We start from the raw sequence: 18108 nt of genomic DNA, 5'->3' as shown, positions 1-18108 counted from the left end.
ACCGCTCGGGTGCGCGCCGTCTCAGTCCTTGCCGCTCTCGCCGAGCCAGCGGGCCAGTCTTCCAGCCCTGGTCAGAGCTGTGAGGCGTTGCTCAGTGGCCTCTCTCAGCCTGGGTGAGGTCACCACGATGAGCTGGTCGCTCGAGCGCAGCCGGTCGCTCATCTCGGGGACGAACAGTCGCTTCTCGCGGACCACCCCGGCGATCGCGCTGCCCTCGGGAAGTCGGAGCTCGAACAGGCGCAGACCCGCCAGACCGGAGCGCTTCGGGATCGTGATCGTCAGGACCTCGCCGTCCACCGCGTCCAGCGGCGCGGTTTCGATCTCGACCTCCTGGACGACCTCTGGGCTCGACAGTCCGAGCCGCCTGGCCACCCACGGCAGGGTCGGACCCTGCAACAGCGTGAACGCCACGACCAGGATGAACACGATGTCCCACAGCGCCTGGCCCCCGGGCAGGCGCTCGGACTGCGGAATGGTGGCCAGGACGATCGGGACCGCCCCGCGCAGCCCCGCCCAAGAGATCAGCGTCTGCTCGCGAAGCGAGAACCGGAACGGCACCAGGCACAGCACCACCGACAGCGGCCGCGCCACCAGCGTGAGCACCGCGCCCAGGATGAGGCCCGGCACCAGCGCGTTCATCAGGTTCGCCGGGCTCGCCAGCAGGCCCAGCATCACGAACATGCCCAACTGCGCCATCCAGCCCAGGCCGGCGGCGAACGACAGTGTCGCCGCCCGGTGCGGCAGGTGCGAGTTCCCGAGGATGAGCGACGCCAGATAGGCCGCGATGAACCCAGAGGCGTTCAGCGCCCCCGCCGCCGCGAACGCCGCCAGGCCGAGGCTGAAGACCGCCAGCGGGTAGAGCCCGGACATCGGCAGCGCCAGGCGCCGCAGCAGCCACGCCCCGCCGAATCCGACCGCCACCCCGATCGCCGTGCCGGCCGTCAACTGCCAGACCAGCGTGCCGATGAGGTTCACCGTGCTCGGGATCCCCGCCGCCGATGAGAACGCCAGAACCAGGATCACCGCCGGCGCGTCGTTGAACCCCGATTCCGCCTCCAACGTTCCCGACAGCTTCTTCGGCAGGCCCACCCCCCGCAACTCGGAGAACACCGCCGCGGCGTCGGTCGAGGCCACCACAGCCCCGAGGATCAGCGAAGTCTGCCAGGAGAACCCGAGCAGATAGTGCGCGCCGAACGCGACGACGGCGACGCTGACTCCCACGCCGGCCGTCGCCAGCAGCCCCGCCGGGGCCAACTGCCCCGAGATCGCCCGCCAGCGGGTCGACAGGCCACCCTCGATGAGGATGAGCGCCAGCGCGAACGTGCCGATGACCTGCGCGATCTCGAAGCTGCCGAACGCGATGCCCAGACCGTCCTCTCCCAGCGCCATGCCGGCGCCGAGGAACACCAGCAGCGCGGGCAGCCCGAGCCGGTGGGTGGCGCGGATGGCCGCGATCGACACGAGCACGGTGGCGCAGCCTATGAGCAATACGAGGTACAGCTGAGGCAACGTCACGCTCCGAAGCATATCCGGGCCTCAAGGGACGAAAGCGGATAGTTTTGACACCGAAGGCGGAGCCCGCGCGCCACTTCGCGGCGGTCGACGCCGCCCCGGGCGGTGGCCTAGGATCGTCTCCGTGAGCCAAGTTGCATCCGAAGGAGCCGGTGTCCCCGACGATTACGAGCGACTGTGGACGCCGCACCGGATGGCCTACATCAAGGGCGAGGGGAAGCCGACCGGGGACGACGCCGACATCGAGGGCTGCCCGTTCTGCGAGATCCCCAAGCTCGACGACGCCGACGGGCTCATAGTCGCGCGCGGCCAGTGCATGTACGTCGTCATGAACAAGTTCCCCTACAACTCCGGCCACCTCATGGTCGTGCCGTTCCGCCACGTGCCGGACTACACCGACCTGGACGTCGAGGAGGTCGCTGAGATGGGCTCGCTCACGCAGGAGGCCATGAGGGTCGTCCGCGCGGTCATGGGCGCCCACGGCTTCAACATCGGGATGAACCAGGGCCAGGTCGCCGGGGCCGGCATCGCCGGGCACCTGCATCAGCACATCGTGCCCAGGTGGGGCGGGGACTCGAACTTCATGCCGATCATCGGCCGCACCAAGACCCTCCCGCAGCTGCTGGCCGACACCCGCACCGAACTGGCCGCCGCCTGGGGTCGGCCGTAATCGCAAGGGCACTATAGAGTCAATACCCACCACCAGCCCAGTGCCCGAACACCCAGTGGGCGACGCCAAGAAATCAGGAGACCATGGCGAAGTTCCTTCGGACCTCCGGACGAGCGGGGCTGCGGCGCTATGTCGACGCCGTGGCGAAGGTCCTCATCCGCATCGGCGTGTCCGCGAACGCCGTCACCCTCGTCGGCACCGCCGTGGTCGTCGTCGCCTCGATACTGCTGCTGTCGCAGGGGCGGCTGCTCGCCGGCCTCATCGTCATCGGCCTCTCGGTACTGACCGACATGCTCGACGGGGCTATCGCCCGCGTCAAGGGCACCACCAGCCGTTTCGGAGCGCTGCTCGACTCGACCTGCGACCGGCTGGCCGACGGCGCGATCTTCGGCGGCCTCGCCTACTGGGCACTCGCCGAGGAGCGGTTCCTCTTCTGCGCGCTCGCGCTGGCGGTGCTGGTCACCTCCCAGGTCGTCTCGTACGTCAAGGCCCGCTGCGAGGGCCTGGGGGTCGAGTGCAACGTGGGCATCGCCGAGCGGCCCGAGCGGATCATCATCGCCGGTGTCGCCGTCGTCGCCGAGATCCTCGGCGTGCCCTACGCGATGGAGGTCGGCATGGCTGTGCTCGCCGTGCTCACGACGGTCACCGTCGTGCAGCGCCTGGTCCACGCCCGTGCGGGCCTGAACGCCCTGGAGCGTGCCGATGCGTGAGCGACTCACCGAATGGGCGTACCTGTCCGCTTGGCGCGGCATCCGCCTCACGCCCCAGAGGCCGGCCTCGGCCTTGGCCCGCCGTTTCGCCGACCGGGCCTGGCAGAAGAACGGCCGGGAGGTCCGGCAGCTGCGGCGCAACCTCGCCCGCGTCGTCGACGGCGAGGTGAGCGAGGAGCTGGTGCGTGAGGCCATGCGCTCCTACGCCCGCTACTGGCTTGAGGCGTTCAGGCTGCCGTCGATGAGCCGCGAGGACCTCGACCGCAGCTTCGAGATGAACGGCTACGAGCCGGTCGCCGAACGCTTCGCCGAAGGCAAGGGCAGCATCGTCGCCCTCCCCCACAGCGGCAACTGGGACTTCGCCGGGGCCTGGGTGCCTCAGATCGCAGGGGACCGGCTCACCACCGTCGTCGAGCGCCTCAAACCCGAGGGCGTGTTCCGCCGCTTCCTGGAGTACCGCGAGTCGCTGGGGATGAACATCGTCCCGGCCTCTGGCGGCGACCGGGACCCGCAGGCGGTGCTGGGCGAGCGGCTCGACGCCGGCGACGTCGTCGCCCTCGTCGCCGACCGCGACCTGGGTCGCAAGGGCATCGAGGTGAAATTCTTCGGCGAGACGACGACGTTCCCCACCGGACCGGCGCTGCTGGCGATCCGCAACAGGGTCCCGTTGTTCACCGCCCGCATCCACTACGAGCCGGACCGGGCCGTCTGCCACATCACCGGGCCGCTCGACACCGGCACCGGGCGGCTGCGCGACCGCGTCGCCTCCACCACGCAGGCCATGGCCGACGCCTTCGCCGAGGGCATCGGCGCCCACCCGCAGGACTGGCACATGCTCCAGCGGTTCTGGTCGGCCGATTTCGAGCGCACGGAGCCCTGATGGGTGACCTGCGGATCGGGATCGTGAGCCCGTACTCCTTCGATGTGCCCGGCGGCGTGCAGTACCACATCCGCGACCTCGCCGAGACCCTCATCGACGTCGGCCACGACGTGTCCGTGCTCGCCCCCGCCACCGACACCAGCGACCTGCCCGACTTCGTCGTCCCCGGAGGCAAGACCGTCGCCGTCCCCTACAACGGTTCGATCGCCCGCCTCGCCTTCGGGCCGCGTTCGGCCGCGCGCGTGCGCCGCTGGTGCCTCGACGGCGGCTTCGACGTCGTCCACGTCCACGAGCCGCTCACGCCGAGCCTGGCGTGTCTGGCCGTGCTCACCGCCCGCTGCCCGGTCGTGGCCACCTTCCACACCGCCATCACCCGCTCGCGGATGCTCGCGGCCGGGAAGAACATGGCGCAACTGGTCCTGGAGAACCTCTCGGCGCGCATCGCAGTCAGCCCCTATGCCCGCAAGGTGCAGGTCGAGCACCTCGGCGGCGGCGCCGTCGAGATACCCAACGGCGTCCCGGTCGCCTTCTACCGCAAGGCCGATCCACTCGCCTCCAAGCCCGAGGGCGCCACCATCGGCTTCATGGGCCGGTACGGTGAGCCGCGCAAGGGCTTCGGGATCCTCCGCGACGCCTTCGCCCGCCTCGCCGCAGACCGGCCCGACCTGCACCTTCTCGTCGTCGGTAGCGGCGATCCCGATGCCGCCGTCGCCGGGCTCGCCCCCGACGTCGCCGAGCGCGTCCATTTCCTCGGCGCGGTCCCCAACGGGGAGAAGGCGAGCATGCTCGCCAGCGTCGACCTCTACGTCGCCCCCAACACCGGTGGCGAGTCGTTCGGCATGATCCTCACCGAGGCCATGGCCGCGGGCACGTGCGTGCTCGCCTCCGACATCGAGGCGTTCAGGAGCGTCCTGGACGACGGCCGCGCCGGCGGCCTGTTCGCTGTCGGCAACGCGGCCGACCTCGTCGAGAAGGCCGGCCGGCTCCTGGACGACGCCGCCCTGCGCGCCGAGTACGTCGAGGTCGCGAACGAATGGGTCAGACGCTACGACTGGCCCGAGGTCGCCGCCCGGGTCACCGAGGTCTACCGCGCCGCGATCGAAGCAGGCGCCGAGCGGCGTTGAGCGCCGGAATCTTTACCCGGCGTGACTTTCCGGGTACATAATGAGGGCAGCGGTCCGTGTATCCCCGTGCAGCCGCACGCGCACGGATCGGACGGAGGGCTGTCGTATGGCCGATGTCTCACGCAGGGGTGACCTCACAGGCCACCCGGACGTCCATGAAATGCGAACCCGCTACGCCAGGATGATGGGCCGGAGGGACGTGGCGTTCATCGACGCCCCGGTATTCCTGCTCGGCCTGTACTGCGTCATCTCTCCCTGGGTGGTGAACTTCTCGGCCACCCAGGCTGAGCTCGCGACGCACAACCTGGTCGTCGGCATCGCGATCGGCCTGCTCGCGCTCGGATTCACCGTGGCCCCGGAGCGCATGTACGGCATGAGCTGGGCCATGAGCGCGATCGGCATCTGGATGATCTTCTCGCCATGGGCGGTCGGTACCGATCCCGGCACCGGGGTCATCTGGAACAACATCATCATCGGTGCGCTCGCGTTCCTGCTGGGCCTCGTCTGCGCCCGCCAGGTCATGAGCCGCCGTGAACGGAACTCGACAGGGGAGTGACGGCTATCGAAGGAACACCGACGAAGACTTGAACGCGGCGCCCGCGTCGAAATCGCCCAGGAGCGGTCCGGCGGCGGGCGCTCGGCCGTGACCGGCCCGGTGGGCGCCTCGGGCCGCACCGGGCCGCACCGGGCCGCACCGGGCCGCGAGCCGCGCCCCATTACGATGATCCGGATGTGGTGGCTGGCAGTACTCGTGGCGGTCGTGGCAGTCGTCGGCGCCTATGCGACATGGACGGTCACGCGGGTCGAACGCCTGCACCGCCGTGCCCGCACCGCCGAGACCGCGCTGCTCGCCAAGCTCGACGAGCGCGCCGAGACCGTCCTCAAGTTCGTCGGCCGCCCCGGATTCGAGGAGGCCGTCGCCCTCGCCTTGTCCGTCGTCGCCGTACCCGCCGACACCCGCCGACAGCGTGAACTGCGCGAATACGCCGAGAACGACCTCACCCGGGCCCTGAGGGAGCTCGACGACGGCCACATCGGCGCCGGCGACCTGGAGGCCGCCAATCGGCGCGTCGCCCTGGCCCGCCAGATCCACACCGACTTCGTGCGCGACGCCGTCGCCTCCCGGTCCCTGCCGATGTCCGTGGTGCTGCGCCTTCACCACCGGCTGCCCCGCCCGCGGTACTGGGAGATCGACGACCCGCTGCGCTAGCCGCACCTGTCTGTACCAAGGGGCTGTGAGGCCGGTCGCGGCGTAGAATCGTCCAGGTCAGGCACCCCTAACGTTGACCATCAGATGGAGCCGGTGACCGTGTCAGAGACCCAGAAGACCGAGGCCGAAGTCGGGACCGCCCGCGTCAAGCGAGGCATGGCCGACATGCTGAAGGGCGGCGTCATCATGGACGTCGTCACGCCCGAGCAGGCCAGGATCGCCGAAGACGCCGGAGCGGTGGCGGTCATGGCGCTCGAACGCGTCCCCGCCGACATCCGCGCCGAGGGCGGCGTGTCGCGCATGTCGGACCCCGACATGATCGACGGCATCGTCGAAGCCGTCTCGATCCCCGTGATGGCCAAGGCCCGCATCGGCCACTTCGTCGAGGCGCAGGTCCTGGAGACCCTCGGCGTCGACTACATCGACGAGTCCGAGGTCCTCACGCCCGCCGACGAGGCCAACCACATCGACAAATGGAAGTTCACCGTGCCGTTCGTGTGCGGTGCGACCAACCTCGGCGAGGCGCTCCGGCGCCTGTCCGAGGGCGCGGCCATGATCCGCTCCAAGGGCGAGGCCGGCACCGGCAACGTCGTCGAGGCCACCCGCCACATGCGACAGATCCGCGCCGACATCGGCCGCCTGACCAAGCTCGACGAGGCCGAGCTTTACGCCGCCGCCAAGGAACTGCGCGCCCCCTACGAGCTCGTCGCAGAAGTCGCCCGGCTCGGCAGGCTCCCGGTCGTGCTGTTCACCGCCGGCGGCATCGCCACGCCGGCCGACGCGGCCATGATGATGCAGCTGGGCGCCGAAGGCGTCTTCGTCGGCTCCGGCATCTTCAAGTCGGGCGACCCCGCCAAGCGCGCCGCCGCGATCGTCAAGGCCACCGCCTTCTACGACGACCCGAAGGTCGTCGCCGAAGTCTCGCGCGGTCTCGGCGAGGCCATGGTCGGCATCAACGTCGACACCCTCCCCGAAGACCAGAAGCTCGCCGGCCGCGGCTGGTAAATCACCGCAGGCAATAGCGGGCCGGGAGTCGCACTCCCGGCCCGCCTTCGCACTCCGGGCTAGATGTCGAGCAGGTGCCCGCCGGTTGCCAGGTTCGCCTCGCAGCGGTTGGCGAAGGTCCCTGTGAAGAACTGCCACGTCTCGTGCCAGTGGCCGATCATCATCACGCGCACCGGGGCGTATTCCTTGGTGCAGAACCCGCTGACCGGTTCGATCCGCTCGATGGATCCGCCGGCGCCCTCGATCTGAGCGCACGCCTGCTCGGCGTTCGGGTGCTCGCTCCACTCCTGCGGGCAGGCCAGTGAGACGGTGGCCGATTCGCCGCCGTCGACCGCGGACCAGTGGATCATGAACCTGCCGTGCGGGCCGTCCGAGGCGGGAGCGGCCTGCGCGGGAGCGGAGAACGATACGAGTGCGATCGCGCCGAGAGCGGCGGCGATGCGCGCGAGCCAGTTGAACATGGCTCGATCCTAAGTAGCCGGGCGCTTGCAATCGCCCATCGACACTCCGATTTCCGTGCGCGCGCCTACGCTTGAAGCATGAACGCAGACGACCTCGACCGGCTCTCGACCTCGGAGCTTCAGCACCGGGCGTTCGCGCTGGCGCGACACCGCTACGACTGGCGGTTCTTCATCGAGCTGTTCCGCCACACCCCGGCCGCCGGCCAGGCGGACAACCTCGACCCCGACGTCGCCGAGATCGGCGTGGCCATCGACGACCTGGTGGCGATGTGGCGCGAGGCGACCCAGGGACGATGGGGCGAGAGCGAGCCGCTGGCGCGCGCGGCGTTCATCGACTACCTCCGCCGCCACGGCGGGGCGCCGAGCGGTGAAGACGAGTCCCGGTTACTTCGAACTGCGGTCCATCCAGTGCCTGATGTCGGCCGAGAACAGCCACCACAGCGACAGCACCGAGGCGAACACCCAAGGCGCGACCAGGTAGCCGAAGACCGTCGTCATGAGCATGCCCGCGAGGAACAGGACGATCGACGCCGCGATCGCGCTGCGGCGCACCACCTTCATGCGGTTCTTGAACCGCATCGCGCACAGCGCCGCGACGATCGCTGCCAGGATCGTGATCCCGGCGATCGTGAGGTTCGCGGCCAGGAAGCCCGTGGTCTGGTAGTACTCGTGGGCGTCGCGGGCAAGTGACGCGGCCGCCTCGGCGCCCTCGGTCTCGGTGAAGGCCTCGGTGAGGTCGGCGGCCGACATGGACCGGTAGGTGAACACTGTGACGGTCAGGAAGTTGCCGGCCAGCACCGCGAGCGCGGCCTGCACCCACAGGGCGATCCGCAACCGGCGGAACTGCTTCGGCGGTCCCTCGACCTCGTCGTCGTTGTCCTCTGGGCCTGAGGAGGGGCCGAAGTTCGGTTGCGGGAGCATTGGCGATCGCCTTCCGAGCGGTTTAGTGGTTGAACCAGCGGCGGGCGAACCGCTCGGTCAACGTTCCGATGATGGTTACTGGAACGATAGCCAACGCGATGCACAACGCCCAGTACAGGCCGCCGGTGACCATGAGCCACACGAGGCCGACCAGGCTCAAGACCTGGCTGAGCAGGACCAGCAGCCACAGGACCCGCCACTGGGTGCGCAGGAGCAGCACCGCCAGGACCAGGAACAGCGCCAAGGCGCCGAGGCCCGCGGCGCCGCGGTAGACGTCATGCTCGGCGGCGGGCGGGACCAGGCCGCGGGCGGTGTGGTGGGCCAGGACGAGGAGGCCGCCGACGGCGGCGCTGATCGCCGCCTGGAACCACAGGGCGTTGCGTCCGGCCCGGACCGAACGGGGCATCGGGTTGCGCTTGACAATCTCAGGCATGGTCCTAAAGCTCCTAGGGGTGCTGCACGTTCGCCCGCAGAGCCTAACGGATCGGTCCCAGCGTGCAGTAATCGGTCACAGCGCCGATTGCCCAGGTAGGCGGCGCGTTGTGGCCGAACTACCCTTGTATCGCCCGATGAATGCGACATTTGGAGTTCTCTGATGACCGTGGTGCCCGAGATCGGCGTGCTCGCGCTGCAAGGCGACGTCGTCGACCACATGCGCGCGATCGAGGCCGCCGGTGCCCGCGCGGTGCCGGTCCGGCGTGAATCCGAGCTCGACTCGGTCGACGGCCTGGTCATTCCCGGCGGCGAGTCGACCACGATGAGCAAACTGCTGACCGTCTTCGAGCTGTTCGAGCCGCTCGCGAAGCGCCTGGACGCGGGGATGCCCGCGTTCGGGTCGTGCGCCGGCATGATCCTGCTCGCCGGCGAGGTCCTCGACGGCCGGACGGACCAGCGCTCCTTCGGAGCGATTCCGATGACGGTCAGGCGCAACGCCTTCGGCCGCCAGGTCGACTCGTTCGAGTCGCCGGTCGAGTTGACCGGCGTGGAGGGCGGCCCGTTCCACGGCGTCTTCATCCGCGCGCCGTGGGTCGAGCGCATCGGCGAAGGCGTCGAGGTCTTGGGCCGCGTGGACAGCGGGGACGGACCGGCCGCCGAGCCGGGCGGTAGGATCGTCGCCGTACGAGCGGGAGCATGCATGGCGACCTCCTTCCACCCGGAGGTGACGCCGGACGCGCGTGTGCACCGGTACTTCGTGGATATGGTCCGGCGCTCCGGTGCCGGAACGGTTGAGTAGTAGGACAGGGGACTGCTGGCATGAGTGGCCACTCCAAGTGGGCGACGACCAAGCACAAGAAGGCCGCGATCGACGCCAAGCGGGGCAAGATCTTCGCGAAGCTGATCAAGAACATCGAGGTCGCGGCGCGTACTGGTGGTCCCGATCCCGCCGGCAACCCCACGCTCTTCGACGCCATCCAGAAGGCCAAGAAGAGCTCGGTGCCCAACGACAACATCGACCGCGCGGTCAAACGAGGCGGCGGACTCGACGGCGGCGGTGTCGACTACGAGACGATCATGTACGAGGGTTACGCGCCCGGCGGGGTCGCCGTGCTCATCGAGTGCCTGACCGACAACAGGAACAGGGCCGCCTCCGAGGTGCGCGTCGCGCTGACCCGCAACGGCGGTTCGCTCGGCGAGGCCGGCAGCGTCGGCTACCTGTTCTCCCGCAAGGGCGTCATCGCGGTGCCGAACGCCGACGGCCTGACCGAGGACGACATCCTCATGGCGGTCCTCGACGCCGGTGCCGAGGAGGTCAACGACCTGGTCGAGGACGGCTTCGAGGTGCTGTGCGAGCCGACCGACCTGGTAGCGGTGCGCACCGCGCTGCAGGAGGCCGGCATCGACTACGACTCGGCCGAGGCCGGGTTCCAGCCCTCCACCAGCATCGCCGTCGACGCCGAGGGTGCACGCAAGGTGATGCGGGTCGTGGACGCGCTCGAAGACAGCGACGAGGTCCAGAACGTCTACACGAACGTCGACATCTCCGACGACGTCCTCGCCGAGCTCGACGCGTAGGGCGGTCGGCGGCGGGGTACGCCTGCCGAATGACCGACGAGACGTTGAAGATCCCGGCCGGGCCCGTCGAGTTGGAAGGGCACCTGGCGGTTCCCGGCGACGCGGCGGGCGTCGTGGTGTTCGCCCACGGCAGCGGCTCCAGCCGCCACAGCAGACGCAACCAGTACGTGGCCCGGACGCTGAACGAGGCCGGACTCGGCACGCTCCTGTTCGACCTGCTCACGCCCGCCGAGGGCGACGACCGCGCCAAGGTCTTCGACATCGCGCTGCTGGCCGGGCGTCTCGCCGAGGTGACCAGCTGGCTCCAGAGCCGGCCCAGCCCCGAAACCGAGTGGATCGGCTACTTCGGGGCGAGCACCGGAGCGGCGGCCGCGCTGCGCGCCGCCACGGCACCGGGCATCGAGGTGCGCACGGTGGTCTCGCGCGGGGGACGGCCCGACCTGGCGGCCGAGGACCTGCCGAACGTCAGGACGCCGACGCTCCTGATCGTAGGCGAGCGCGACGAGGAGGTCCTGGGCCTCAACTACGCCGCGCAGCGGCTACTGGGCGGGCCGAGCCGGATCGCGATCGTCCCGGGAGCGACGCACCTGTTCGAGGAGCCCGGTGCGCTCGATTCGGTGGCCCAACTCGCCCGCGACTGGTTCAACGAACATCTGGGCCCCGCCTAAGCGGAGTCAGGCCCTGACCGCTCGTCGAGCAGCTCGCGGACCTCGTCGTCACTGGTCTGGTCGAAGACCTGGTACGACTGGCCGACCGCGGCGAACGGCTCGGGGTTCATCGCGCACACCATCTCGTCGACCAGGCCCTCCAGCTCCCGGCAAGCTGAGACCGGTCCGGTCGGGACGGCGACGACCAGCCGCTCGGGGCCGAGGGACCGCACCGCCTGAATCGCCGCGCGCATCGTCGAACCGGTGGCCAGGCCGTCGTCGACCAGCAGTACCGTCTTGCCCTTGAGCTCGAGCGGAGGACGGTCGCCGCGGTAGGCGCGCTCGCGCCGGCTCAGCTCGACCGACTCGCGCTCGGCGACCCGCTCGATCTCGCCGCGGCTCGTGCCGCTGAACCGGACCACTTGGTCGTTGAGCACGGTGACGCCGCCGCTGGCGATGGCGCCCATGGCCAGCTCCTCGTGGCCGGGGACGCCGAGTTTGCGGACCGTGAACACGTCCAGCGGAGCCCGGATCGCGCGGGCGACCTCGTGGCCGACCGGCACCCCGCCGCGCGGCAGTGCGAGCACCAGCACGTCGGAGCGGTCCCGGAACCGGTCGAGCAGCGCGGCCAGCGCATGCCCGGCATCGCGCCGGTCGCGAAACACTCGGTTGTGCATATCGGGGAGGTGCCCGGCCCGGCCCGGGATAAACGAAAGCGGCCGGCCGCCCGCGTCTTAGGCCGCGACAGGCCGCCTGCGGTAGACGCGGATGGTCGCCACCACCGCGATCGCCGTGCCGATCCCGTAGACCACGATGCCCCCGGTCATGCTCGCCAGGCTCACCCCGCCCAAGGTGGCCAGGGCCGGAAGCGCGCCGCCGGCGGCCATCTGGAGCGAGCCCATGAACGCCGAAGCGGTTCCTGCGACCTGCGGCCGCTGCGACGACATAGCCGCCGCCCCGGCGTTCGGGAAGATCACGCCGCAGCCGAACATCATCGAGGCGATCCCGATCGTCACGCTCACGAGGCCGACCAGCCCGAGCATCTGCACGCCCGCGATCCAGGCAACCCCCGTCAGGGAGATCGCCAGGCCCACGACCATGCGGGCGCCCGACTCGACGCGGTCGATGAGCACCATGTTCGCCTGGTTGCCCAGCAGCAGCGCCAGCGTCCCGACACCGAAGACCGCCGAGTAGGCCCCTGCCGAGGCGCCCAGCTCGTCCTGCGAGACGAAGCTGAACGTCGAGACGTAGGTGAACAGCATCGAGAAGTTCAGGCACACCACAAGCGTCGGCGCGATGAATCGCGGATCGCGCACCAGGCCGCCGATGGTCGCCGCGAGCTCGCGGCCCGTCTGCGACTGCCGCTGGTCGGCCGGGAGGCTCTCGGGCAGGTAGTGCCACACCAGGACGGTCGCCAGCGCCGACATGACCGCCATGAACACGAACACGATCGGCCACGGGCCGACGTGGATGAGCTGCGCCCCGATGATCGGGCCGAGCATCGGCGCGAGCATCGTGATGAGCATCATCTTGGCGGTGAAGCGGGTCATGGCGTCGCCCTCGAAGTGGTCGCGGATGACCGCTCGGGTGATGACCATTCCGGCCGCGCCGCTCAGGCCCTGCACGAACCGGATGGCGATCAGCTGGTCCGCGGTGGTGGCCACGGCGCACAGCAGCGCGGTCAGCGTGAACACGCCCATGCCGATGAGCAGCGGGCCGCGGCGGCCGAACCGGTCCGAGAGCGGTCCGATGACGGCCTGGCCCAGCCCGAGGCCCACCATCATGGACGTCAAGGTCAGCTGGATGTGGTTCTCGGTCGAGCCCAGGGCTTCGGCCATGTTCGGGAAGGCCGGGAGGTAGAGGTCGGTGGCGAGCGGCGCGGTCGCGGCGAGCGTGCCGAGCACGAGCACCATCATGGTGATGTAGCGGCGCGAGTGGCCGCTCTGGGCGGCCCCCGGATTGAACGCGGCAGCGGACACAGTCAACTCACAGAAGTCTTGGGGATGCGGAAGAGATCGGGGCCCAGGGCGGCGTCTTCGTCTCCTGGCCTCAACGAACGTAACCCTCTTCCTAGCCGCTCGGCAAGTGATTTATGGGGGATGCCACGAGCGTCACGGGAAACTCCTGTCATTCCTCCCGGATAAGCTGGCGCGAACGACAGATCGGAGGCACGAGTGCGCGTCATGGGGATCGACCCGGGGCTGACCCGCTGCGGCGTCGGCGTCGTCGAAGGACGGCCCGGTGCACCCGGCCGGATGATCGCGGTCGGTGTCGTCCGCACCGATCCCGAAGCGCCCCTTGCTGATCGGCTGCTCGCATTGGACGACGGCCTGCGAGCGCACATCGAGGACCACCGGCCCGAGGCCGTCGCCGTCGAACGCGTCTTCAGTCAGCACAATGTGGCCAGTGTCATCGGCACCGCGCAGGCCTCGGGCATCGCGCTCCTGGCCGCCGCCCGCGCCGGGATCCCCACCGCCACCTACACGCCCTCCGAAGCCAAGGCCGCCGTCTGCGGCAACGGCACAGCCGACAAGCGGCAGGTCACCACCATGGTCACGAGAGTGCTGCGCCTGAGCGAGCCGCCCAAGCCCGCCGACGCCGCCGACGCGCTGGCGATAGCCATCTGCCACCTTTGGAGGGGCGGCATGAAGGCCAGGCTCGCCGCGGCGCAGTCGGAGCAGAGCCGAGGACCGAGATGATCGCGCAGCTTACGGGATCCGTTGCCTCCGTGGGGGAGTCTTACGCCGTCATCGATGTCGGCGGTGTCGGTTACGCCGTCCACGCCGGTGCCCACACCCTCGCCAACCTCAACGTCGGCTCGCAGGTCGTCCTCCACGTCTCCACGATCGTCCGCGAGGACTCGATCACCTTGCACGGCTTCAACAGCCCCGTCGAGCGGGATCTGTTCGAGCTGCTCCAGACCGCGCAGAAGATCGGCCCGCGCATCGCCCGCGACGCGATCGAGGCCCTCCGCCCCGACGTCATCCGCCACGCCATAGCCACCGGCGACACCGCCACACTTTCGCGGATCCCCGGCGTGGGCAAGAAGAGCGCCGAGCGGATCGTCCTCGACCTCGCCGACAAGATCGGCCCGGTCGACACCGGCCTGCCCAAACAGGCCGGTTCGCGCCCCGGCGGCTGGCGCTCCCAAGTCAGCCAGGGCCTCCAGGCGCTCGGCTGGTCTGCGAAGGAGGCCGAGGCGGCGATCGAGAAGCTCGACGCCGAGGGCGTCGACGGCGCCGACGTGCCCACGCTGCTGAAGCAAGCCATCCGACTCCTCGGGAAGCGATAGGCCATGGACGAACCCGAATACACCCCTGAGACCGAGTTCAGCTCTGACGAGTGGGCCGCGGCCCTGACGGCCGCCGAGGCCACCGAGTTCGACCGCCTCGCCGAGGCCGGCATCCGTCCCGGCAAGCTCGACGACGTCATCGGGCAGACCAGGGTGCGCGAGCAGATCAGCCTGCTCCTCGAAGGCGCCCGGCGCCGCGGCTCGTCCCCGGACCACCTCCTGCTGTCCGGTCCGCCCGGACTCGGCAAGACCACCCTGGCCATGATCGTCGCCACCGAACTGGGCGTCGGCCTGCGCCAGACCTCCGGGCCGGCCATCGAGCGCTCGGGCGACCTCGCCGCGATCCTCACCAGCCTCGGTCCCGGCGAGGTCCTCTTCATCGACGAGATCCACCGCATCGCCCGCCCCGCCGAAGAGCTCCTCTACACCGCCATGGAGGACTTCCGGGTCGACGTCATCGTCGGCAAGGGCCCGGGCGCCACCGCCATCCCGCTCGAACTCGAACCGTTCACCCTCGTCGGCGCCACCACGCGCGCCGGGCTCCTCACCGGGCCGCTGAGGGACCGCTTCGGCTTCCTCGGCCAACTTGAGTTCTACGACACCGCCGAGTTGGAGGCCATCGTCAGTCGCTCGGCGGGAATCCTCAACGTCGAGACCACCGACGAGGGCGCCGTCGAGATCGCCTCCCGCTCGCGCGGCACGCCGCGCATCGCCAACCGGCTGCTGCGCCGCGTCCGCGACTTCGCCCAGGTACGCGCCGACGGCACCATCACCAGGACCGTCGCCGCCGAGGCCCTCGCGCTGTACGACGTCGACGACCTCGGTCTCGACCGGCTCGACCGAGCGGTTCTCGGAGCCCTCGTCAAGACCTTCGGCGGCGGACCGGTCGGCATCGCCACCCTGGCCGTGGCCGTGGGTGAGGAGTCCGACACCGTCGAGCAGGTGTGCGAGCCCTACCTGGTCCGGGCCGGTCTCCTCGCCCGCACGCCCCGCGGCCGCGTCGCCACCGCCGAGGGCTGGCGCCACCTCGGAATGACCCCGCCCTCCACCGACGGGCTCTTCGAGGCCGGCAACGCGTAGGGTGGAAGACGCAGCGGGCTCTGGCCTGCGCTGACGCGCACGTTAGACTCCGCTGGCAACAGACAGCCACCAATGAAAGGCACCAGCGTGCAAGACCTGTCATTCCTGATCATCATCGCGGGGTTCATCGCCCTGATGTACTTCGTCATGATCCGGCCCCAGAAGAAGCGGCAGCGCGAGCAGCAGGAAATGCAGAACAAGGTCGAGCCGGGCACTCGCGTCATGACCATCGGCGGCCTGTACGGCGCCGTCGTGGACTCCGATGACGAGACCGTGACCCTGGAGGCCTCCGACGACGTTTTCCTGGTGTTCGCCCGCCAGGCCATCGCCCGTGTGCTGTCCTCCGACGAGGAGAACCCCGCCGAGGAGGAGGAGTCCTCCATCAGCGAGGAAGAGGCCACGCTCACCGACGAGGACCTCGAGAAGCTCCGCTCCTCCGACGAGGGCGACGACAAGCACACCGGCAAGTCCGACCGCAAGGAGTACTAGGAAGGACTCCGGTCTCGGCGAGGCCGGCGAACCCCTGCACGGCCGCACACGACGGCGCCCGCAAGTCCGACTTCAGGCGGGGCGAAGCCGTTGAGAGCGGCCGTCTAGAATGAGCCGCGCCGACACTGCGTGTGCAAGGCCACTCCCTCCGATCGGCGCCCGCCCGAACGGCGGAGCCACGGAGGCCGGCACAGCCGGACCGGGCCCTCCCTGTGCCCGCTCCGCATCGACTCGAGGAAGAGACTGACCATTGCCGTCGAACATGGGTGCAACCACGGGCGCTGACCGCCCACGGAAGAAGATCCAGCGCAAGCGCCTGCCCGTCGCCCCCTACTTCCTGGCGCTGCTGGCCGTCATCGGGGTCCTCTGGGCCGCGTCCGTGGCCGGAGCCGGATGGAAGTTCCCCACGCCTAAGCTCGGTCTCGACCTCCAGGGCGGGCTGTCGATGACGCTCACCGCCTACCAGCAGGGCTCCGACGAGCCGCCGGACGCCGAGACCATGGAGCAGGCGCGGCAGATCATCGAGAGCCGCGTCAACTCCACCGGTGTCTCCGAGCCCGAGGTCTACGTCGAGGGCAACGAGAACATCGTGGTCAACGTCGCGGGCAACGACACCGACGAGGACGCCCTGCGCGACGTCGGTGCCCCCGCCGAGCTGCGTTTCCGCATCGTCACCGACCTCACCGCCGACGCCTCCGGCCTGGAGGACCTCGCCGGGACCGAACCGGACACGAGCGGTGAGGAGTCCTCCGAGGGGGAGCCCACCGAGGACGGCGAGACGCCGACCGGCGAAGACGGCGAAACCCCCGCGACCGAGGAGTCGACCGACGACACCTCCGGTTCACCCCAGGTCGGGACCTCCGATGAGAACATCACGATCGACGACGTGTGGGCAAAGGTCGGCGAGGAAGCCGCAGGGGTCGCCCAGAGCCTGACCGCCGCTCCCGACGAGGCCACCGCGGCCGGACTCGAGCCCTTCGGCGAGCTCACCGCCGAGGAGGTCGGCCTCCTGCCGGCCAGCGTCCAGTTCTACGTCCCGCAGATCACCTGCGAGCAGCTCGACGCCCGCCCGCCCGGGTCGGTCCAGCAGGCGGACGTCGAAGTCACCGCCTGCTCCGCCCCCGAGCCGATCTCCGAAGAGGACGGCGCTCCCTCGATCTCCTACAAGTACCTGCTCCAGCCGGCCACCGTGCTCGGCTCCGACGTCACCAACGCCGACGTCGGCAGCGACCAGGCCAACCTCAACCGGTTCGTCGTCCAAGTCGAGTTCACCAGCGACGGCGCCGCCAGGTGGGGCTCCCTCACCAGCGAGAACGTCGGCCAGCAGGTCGCCATCGTCCTCGACAACGAGGTCGTCAGTGCACCGGAGATCCAAGAGGCCTCGCGCAATTCCACCCAGATCTCCGGCGACTTCACCGCCACCGAGGCCAACCAGCTGGCCGACCAGCTCAACTTCGGCTCCCTGCCGACCACGTTCGTCGTCGAGACCCTCAACCAGGTCACCGCGACGCTCGGCGTCGAGCAGCTCGAAGCGGGCCTGCTCGCCATGGTCATCGGCCTCGCGCTGGTGTTCCTGTACTGCCTGGCGTACTACCGCGTCCTCGGCTTCGTGGTCCTCGGCAGCCTCTTCGGAGCCACCGTGGTCCTGTACCCGCTCGTGGCCCTCCTGGGCTCCCAGATCGGACTGACCCTCACGCTCGCCGGCATCGCCGGCTTCGTCGTCGCCATCGGCATCACCGCCGACTCGTTCGTCGTCTACTTCGAACGGATCAAGGAGGAGATGCGCGACGGGCGGTCGGCCCGCTCGGCCGTGCCCAGGGCCTGGGTCCGAACCAGGCGCACGATCCTCTCGGCGAACACGATCTCGATCATCGCCGCGCTGGTGCTCTACATCCTGGCCATCGGCCCGGTCCGGGCATTCGCCTTCGCGCTCGGAATCTCCACCCTCGTGAACATCCTGGTGGTGTTCCTGTTCACCCATCCGATCGCCGAATGGATGGCACGCGGCAGGATCCTCAACAACGTCCACCTGTCCGGGCTGCACTCCAGGGCGATCCCGGCCCCCGGCAAAGCGGCATCGCGCGGTTAAGGAGC

The 18108-nt window shown here is 69.7% G+C and carries 20 protein-coding genes and 2 pseudogenes; 16 read left to right on the top strand and 6 right to left on the bottom strand.

What is annotated here, in order from left to right; all coding sequences use genetic code 11:
* Positions 1–21: 21 nt before the first annotated feature.
* A complete protein-coding gene (locus tag L0U85_RS03165) occupies positions 22–1515 on the bottom strand; it encodes a potassium/proton antiporter (protein WP_241376248.1) in 1494 nt (497 codons plus the stop codon).
* A 121-nt stretch (positions 1516–1636) separates the two neighbouring features.
* Between L0U85_RS03165 and L0U85_RS03160 the strand changes: the two genes are divergently transcribed.
* From L0U85_RS03160 to pdxS, 7 genes are all read left to right on the top strand, one after another.
* A complete protein-coding gene (locus tag L0U85_RS03160; protein ID WP_241376247.1) occupies positions 1637–2182 on the top strand; it encodes an HIT domain-containing protein in 546 nt (181 codons plus the stop codon).
* Positions 2183–2265: 83 nt separating this feature from the next.
* Positions 2266–2892, top strand: coding sequence for a phosphatidylinositol phosphate synthase (gene pgsA, locus L0U85_RS03155; protein ID WP_241376246.1), 627 nt, complete (start codon positions 2266–2268; stop codon positions 2890–2892).
* Complete coding sequence (locus tag L0U85_RS03150; RefSeq protein WP_241376244.1) at positions 2885–3772, top strand: phosphatidylinositol mannoside acyltransferase; 888 nt, start codon at positions 2885–2887, stop codon at positions 3770–3772. The genes pgsA and L0U85_RS03150 overlap by 8 nt, the downstream gene beginning before the upstream one ends.
* 8 nt (positions 3773–3780) lie before the next feature.
* Complete coding sequence (locus tag L0U85_RS03145) at positions 3781–4896, top strand: glycosyltransferase family 4 protein (RefSeq protein ID WP_347177345.1); 1116 nt, start codon at positions 3781–3783, stop codon at positions 4894–4896.
* 106 nt (positions 4897–5002) lie between these two features.
* Positions 5003–5452 carry an SPW repeat protein gene (locus L0U85_RS03140; protein WP_241376241.1) on the top strand — a complete coding sequence of 150 codons (450 nt, stop codon included), beginning with the start codon at positions 5003–5005 and terminating at the stop codon, positions 5450–5452.
* A gap of 87 nt (positions 5453–5539) precedes the next feature.
* The gene (locus L0U85_RS03135; RefSeq protein ID WP_241376238.1) at positions 5540–6106 is read left to right on the top strand and encodes a hypothetical protein; all 567 of its coding nucleotides are present in this window, start codon (positions 5540–5542) and stop codon (positions 6104–6106) included.
* A gap of 99 nt (positions 6107–6205) precedes the next feature.
* Positions 6206–7111 (top strand): pyridoxal 5'-phosphate synthase lyase subunit PdxS, encoded by a 906-nt coding sequence (gene pdxS, locus L0U85_RS03130; protein ID WP_347177340.1) that lies wholly within the window; start codon positions 6206–6208, stop codon positions 7109–7111.
* A gap of 59 nt (positions 7112–7170) precedes the next feature.
* Here pdxS and L0U85_RS03125 read toward each other — a convergent pair whose 3' ends face one another.
* The gene (locus L0U85_RS03125; RefSeq protein ID WP_241376236.1) at positions 7171–7572 is read right to left on the bottom strand and encodes an SSI family serine proteinase inhibitor; all 402 of its coding nucleotides are present in this window, start codon (positions 7570–7572) and stop codon (positions 7171–7173) included.
* Between the two features lie 78 nt (positions 7573–7650).
* On the opposite strand from L0U85_RS03125, the pseudogene L0U85_RS21070 reads away from it, so the two are divergent.
* Positions 7651–7920: pseudogene (locus L0U85_RS21070) on the top strand (hypothetical protein); the annotation flags it as partial.
* Positions 7921–7956: 36 nt separating this feature from the next.
* Here L0U85_RS21070 and L0U85_RS03120 read toward each other — a convergent pair.
* Together L0U85_RS03120 and L0U85_RS03115 are read right to left on the bottom strand one after the other, a co-directional pair.
* The gene (locus L0U85_RS03120; protein WP_241376234.1) at positions 7957–8493 is read right to left on the bottom strand and encodes a hypothetical protein; all 537 of its coding nucleotides are present in this window, start codon (positions 8491–8493) and stop codon (positions 7957–7959) included.
* 22 nt (positions 8494–8515) lie between these two features.
* Positions 8516–8926: a hypothetical protein gene (locus L0U85_RS03115; protein WP_241376233.1), complete on the bottom strand. Its 411-nt coding sequence runs from the start codon at positions 8924–8926 to the stop codon at positions 8516–8518.
* Between the two features lie 162 nt (positions 8927–9088).
* On the opposite strand from L0U85_RS03115, the gene pdxT reads away from it, so the two are divergent.
* The 3 genes and pseudogenes from pdxT to L0U85_RS03100 form a co-directional block, all read left to right on the top strand.
* Positions 9089–9727, top strand: a complete 639-nt coding sequence (pdxT, locus tag L0U85_RS03110; protein ID WP_277605305.1) for a pyridoxal 5'-phosphate synthase glutaminase subunit PdxT — start codon at positions 9089–9091, stop codon at positions 9725–9727.
* Between the two features lie 20 nt (positions 9728–9747).
* Positions 9748–10506 carry a YebC/PmpR family DNA-binding transcriptional regulator gene (locus L0U85_RS03105; RefSeq protein ID WP_241376229.1) on the top strand — a complete coding sequence of 253 codons (759 nt, stop codon included), beginning with the start codon at positions 9748–9750 and terminating at the stop codon, positions 10504–10506.
* A 35-nt stretch (positions 10507–10541) separates the two neighbouring features.
* Positions 10542–11174 (top strand): annotated as a pseudogene (locus L0U85_RS03100) (alpha/beta family hydrolase); the annotation flags it as partial.
* Here the strand turns inward: L0U85_RS03100 and L0U85_RS03095 are convergent.
* Complete coding sequence (locus L0U85_RS03095; RefSeq protein ID WP_241376226.1) at positions 11171–11830, bottom strand: phosphoribosyltransferase; 660 nt, start codon at positions 11828–11830, stop codon at positions 11171–11173. The pseudogene L0U85_RS03100 and the gene L0U85_RS03095 sit on opposite strands and share 4 nt — an antisense overlap.
* Positions 11831–11887: 57 nt before the next feature.
* On the bottom strand, positions 11888–13132 hold the full coding sequence (locus tag L0U85_RS03090) for a multidrug effflux MFS transporter (RefSeq protein ID WP_347177344.1): 1245 nt from the start codon (positions 13130–13132) through the stop codon (positions 11888–11890).
* Positions 13133–13327: 195 nt separating this feature from the next.
* Here L0U85_RS03090 and ruvC point away from each other — a divergent pair, with 195 nt between their 5' ends.
* The 5 genes from ruvC (at position 13328) to secD (ending at position 18103) form a co-directional block, all read left to right on the top strand.
* Positions 13328–13852: a crossover junction endodeoxyribonuclease RuvC gene (gene ruvC / locus L0U85_RS03085; RefSeq protein ID WP_347177339.1), complete on the top strand. Its 525-nt coding sequence runs from the start codon at positions 13328–13330 to the stop codon at positions 13850–13852.
* Complete coding sequence (gene ruvA / locus L0U85_RS03080) at positions 13849–14445, top strand: Holliday junction branch migration protein RuvA (RefSeq protein ID WP_277605303.1); 597 nt, start codon at positions 13849–13851, stop codon at positions 14443–14445. The genes ruvC and ruvA overlap by 4 nt, the downstream gene beginning before the upstream one ends.
* Positions 14446–14448: 3 nt before the next feature.
* Entirely contained in the window at positions 14449–15525 is a 1077-nt protein-coding gene (gene ruvB, locus L0U85_RS03075) for a Holliday junction branch migration DNA helicase RuvB (protein WP_241376220.1), read from the top strand.
* Positions 15526–15612: 87 nt separating this feature from the next.
* Positions 15613–16014: a preprotein translocase subunit YajC gene (gene yajC / locus L0U85_RS03070; RefSeq protein WP_241376218.1), complete on the top strand. Its 402-nt coding sequence runs from the start codon at positions 15613–15615 to the stop codon at positions 16012–16014.
* Between the two features lie 262 nt (positions 16015–16276).
* A complete protein-coding gene (gene secD / locus L0U85_RS03065; RefSeq protein WP_241376217.1) occupies positions 16277–18103 on the top strand; it encodes a protein translocase subunit SecD in 1827 nt (608 codons plus the stop codon).
* Positions 18104–18108: the final 5 nt, after the last annotated feature.

Source organism: Glycomyces sp. L485 (assembly GCF_022548875.1).
Taxonomy (GTDB): domain Bacteria; phylum Actinomycetota; class Actinomycetes; order Mycobacteriales; family Micromonosporaceae; genus Glycomyces.
Note: the sequence above shows the minus strand (reverse complement) of the source record. Positions and strands in the feature narration are given on the sequence as shown.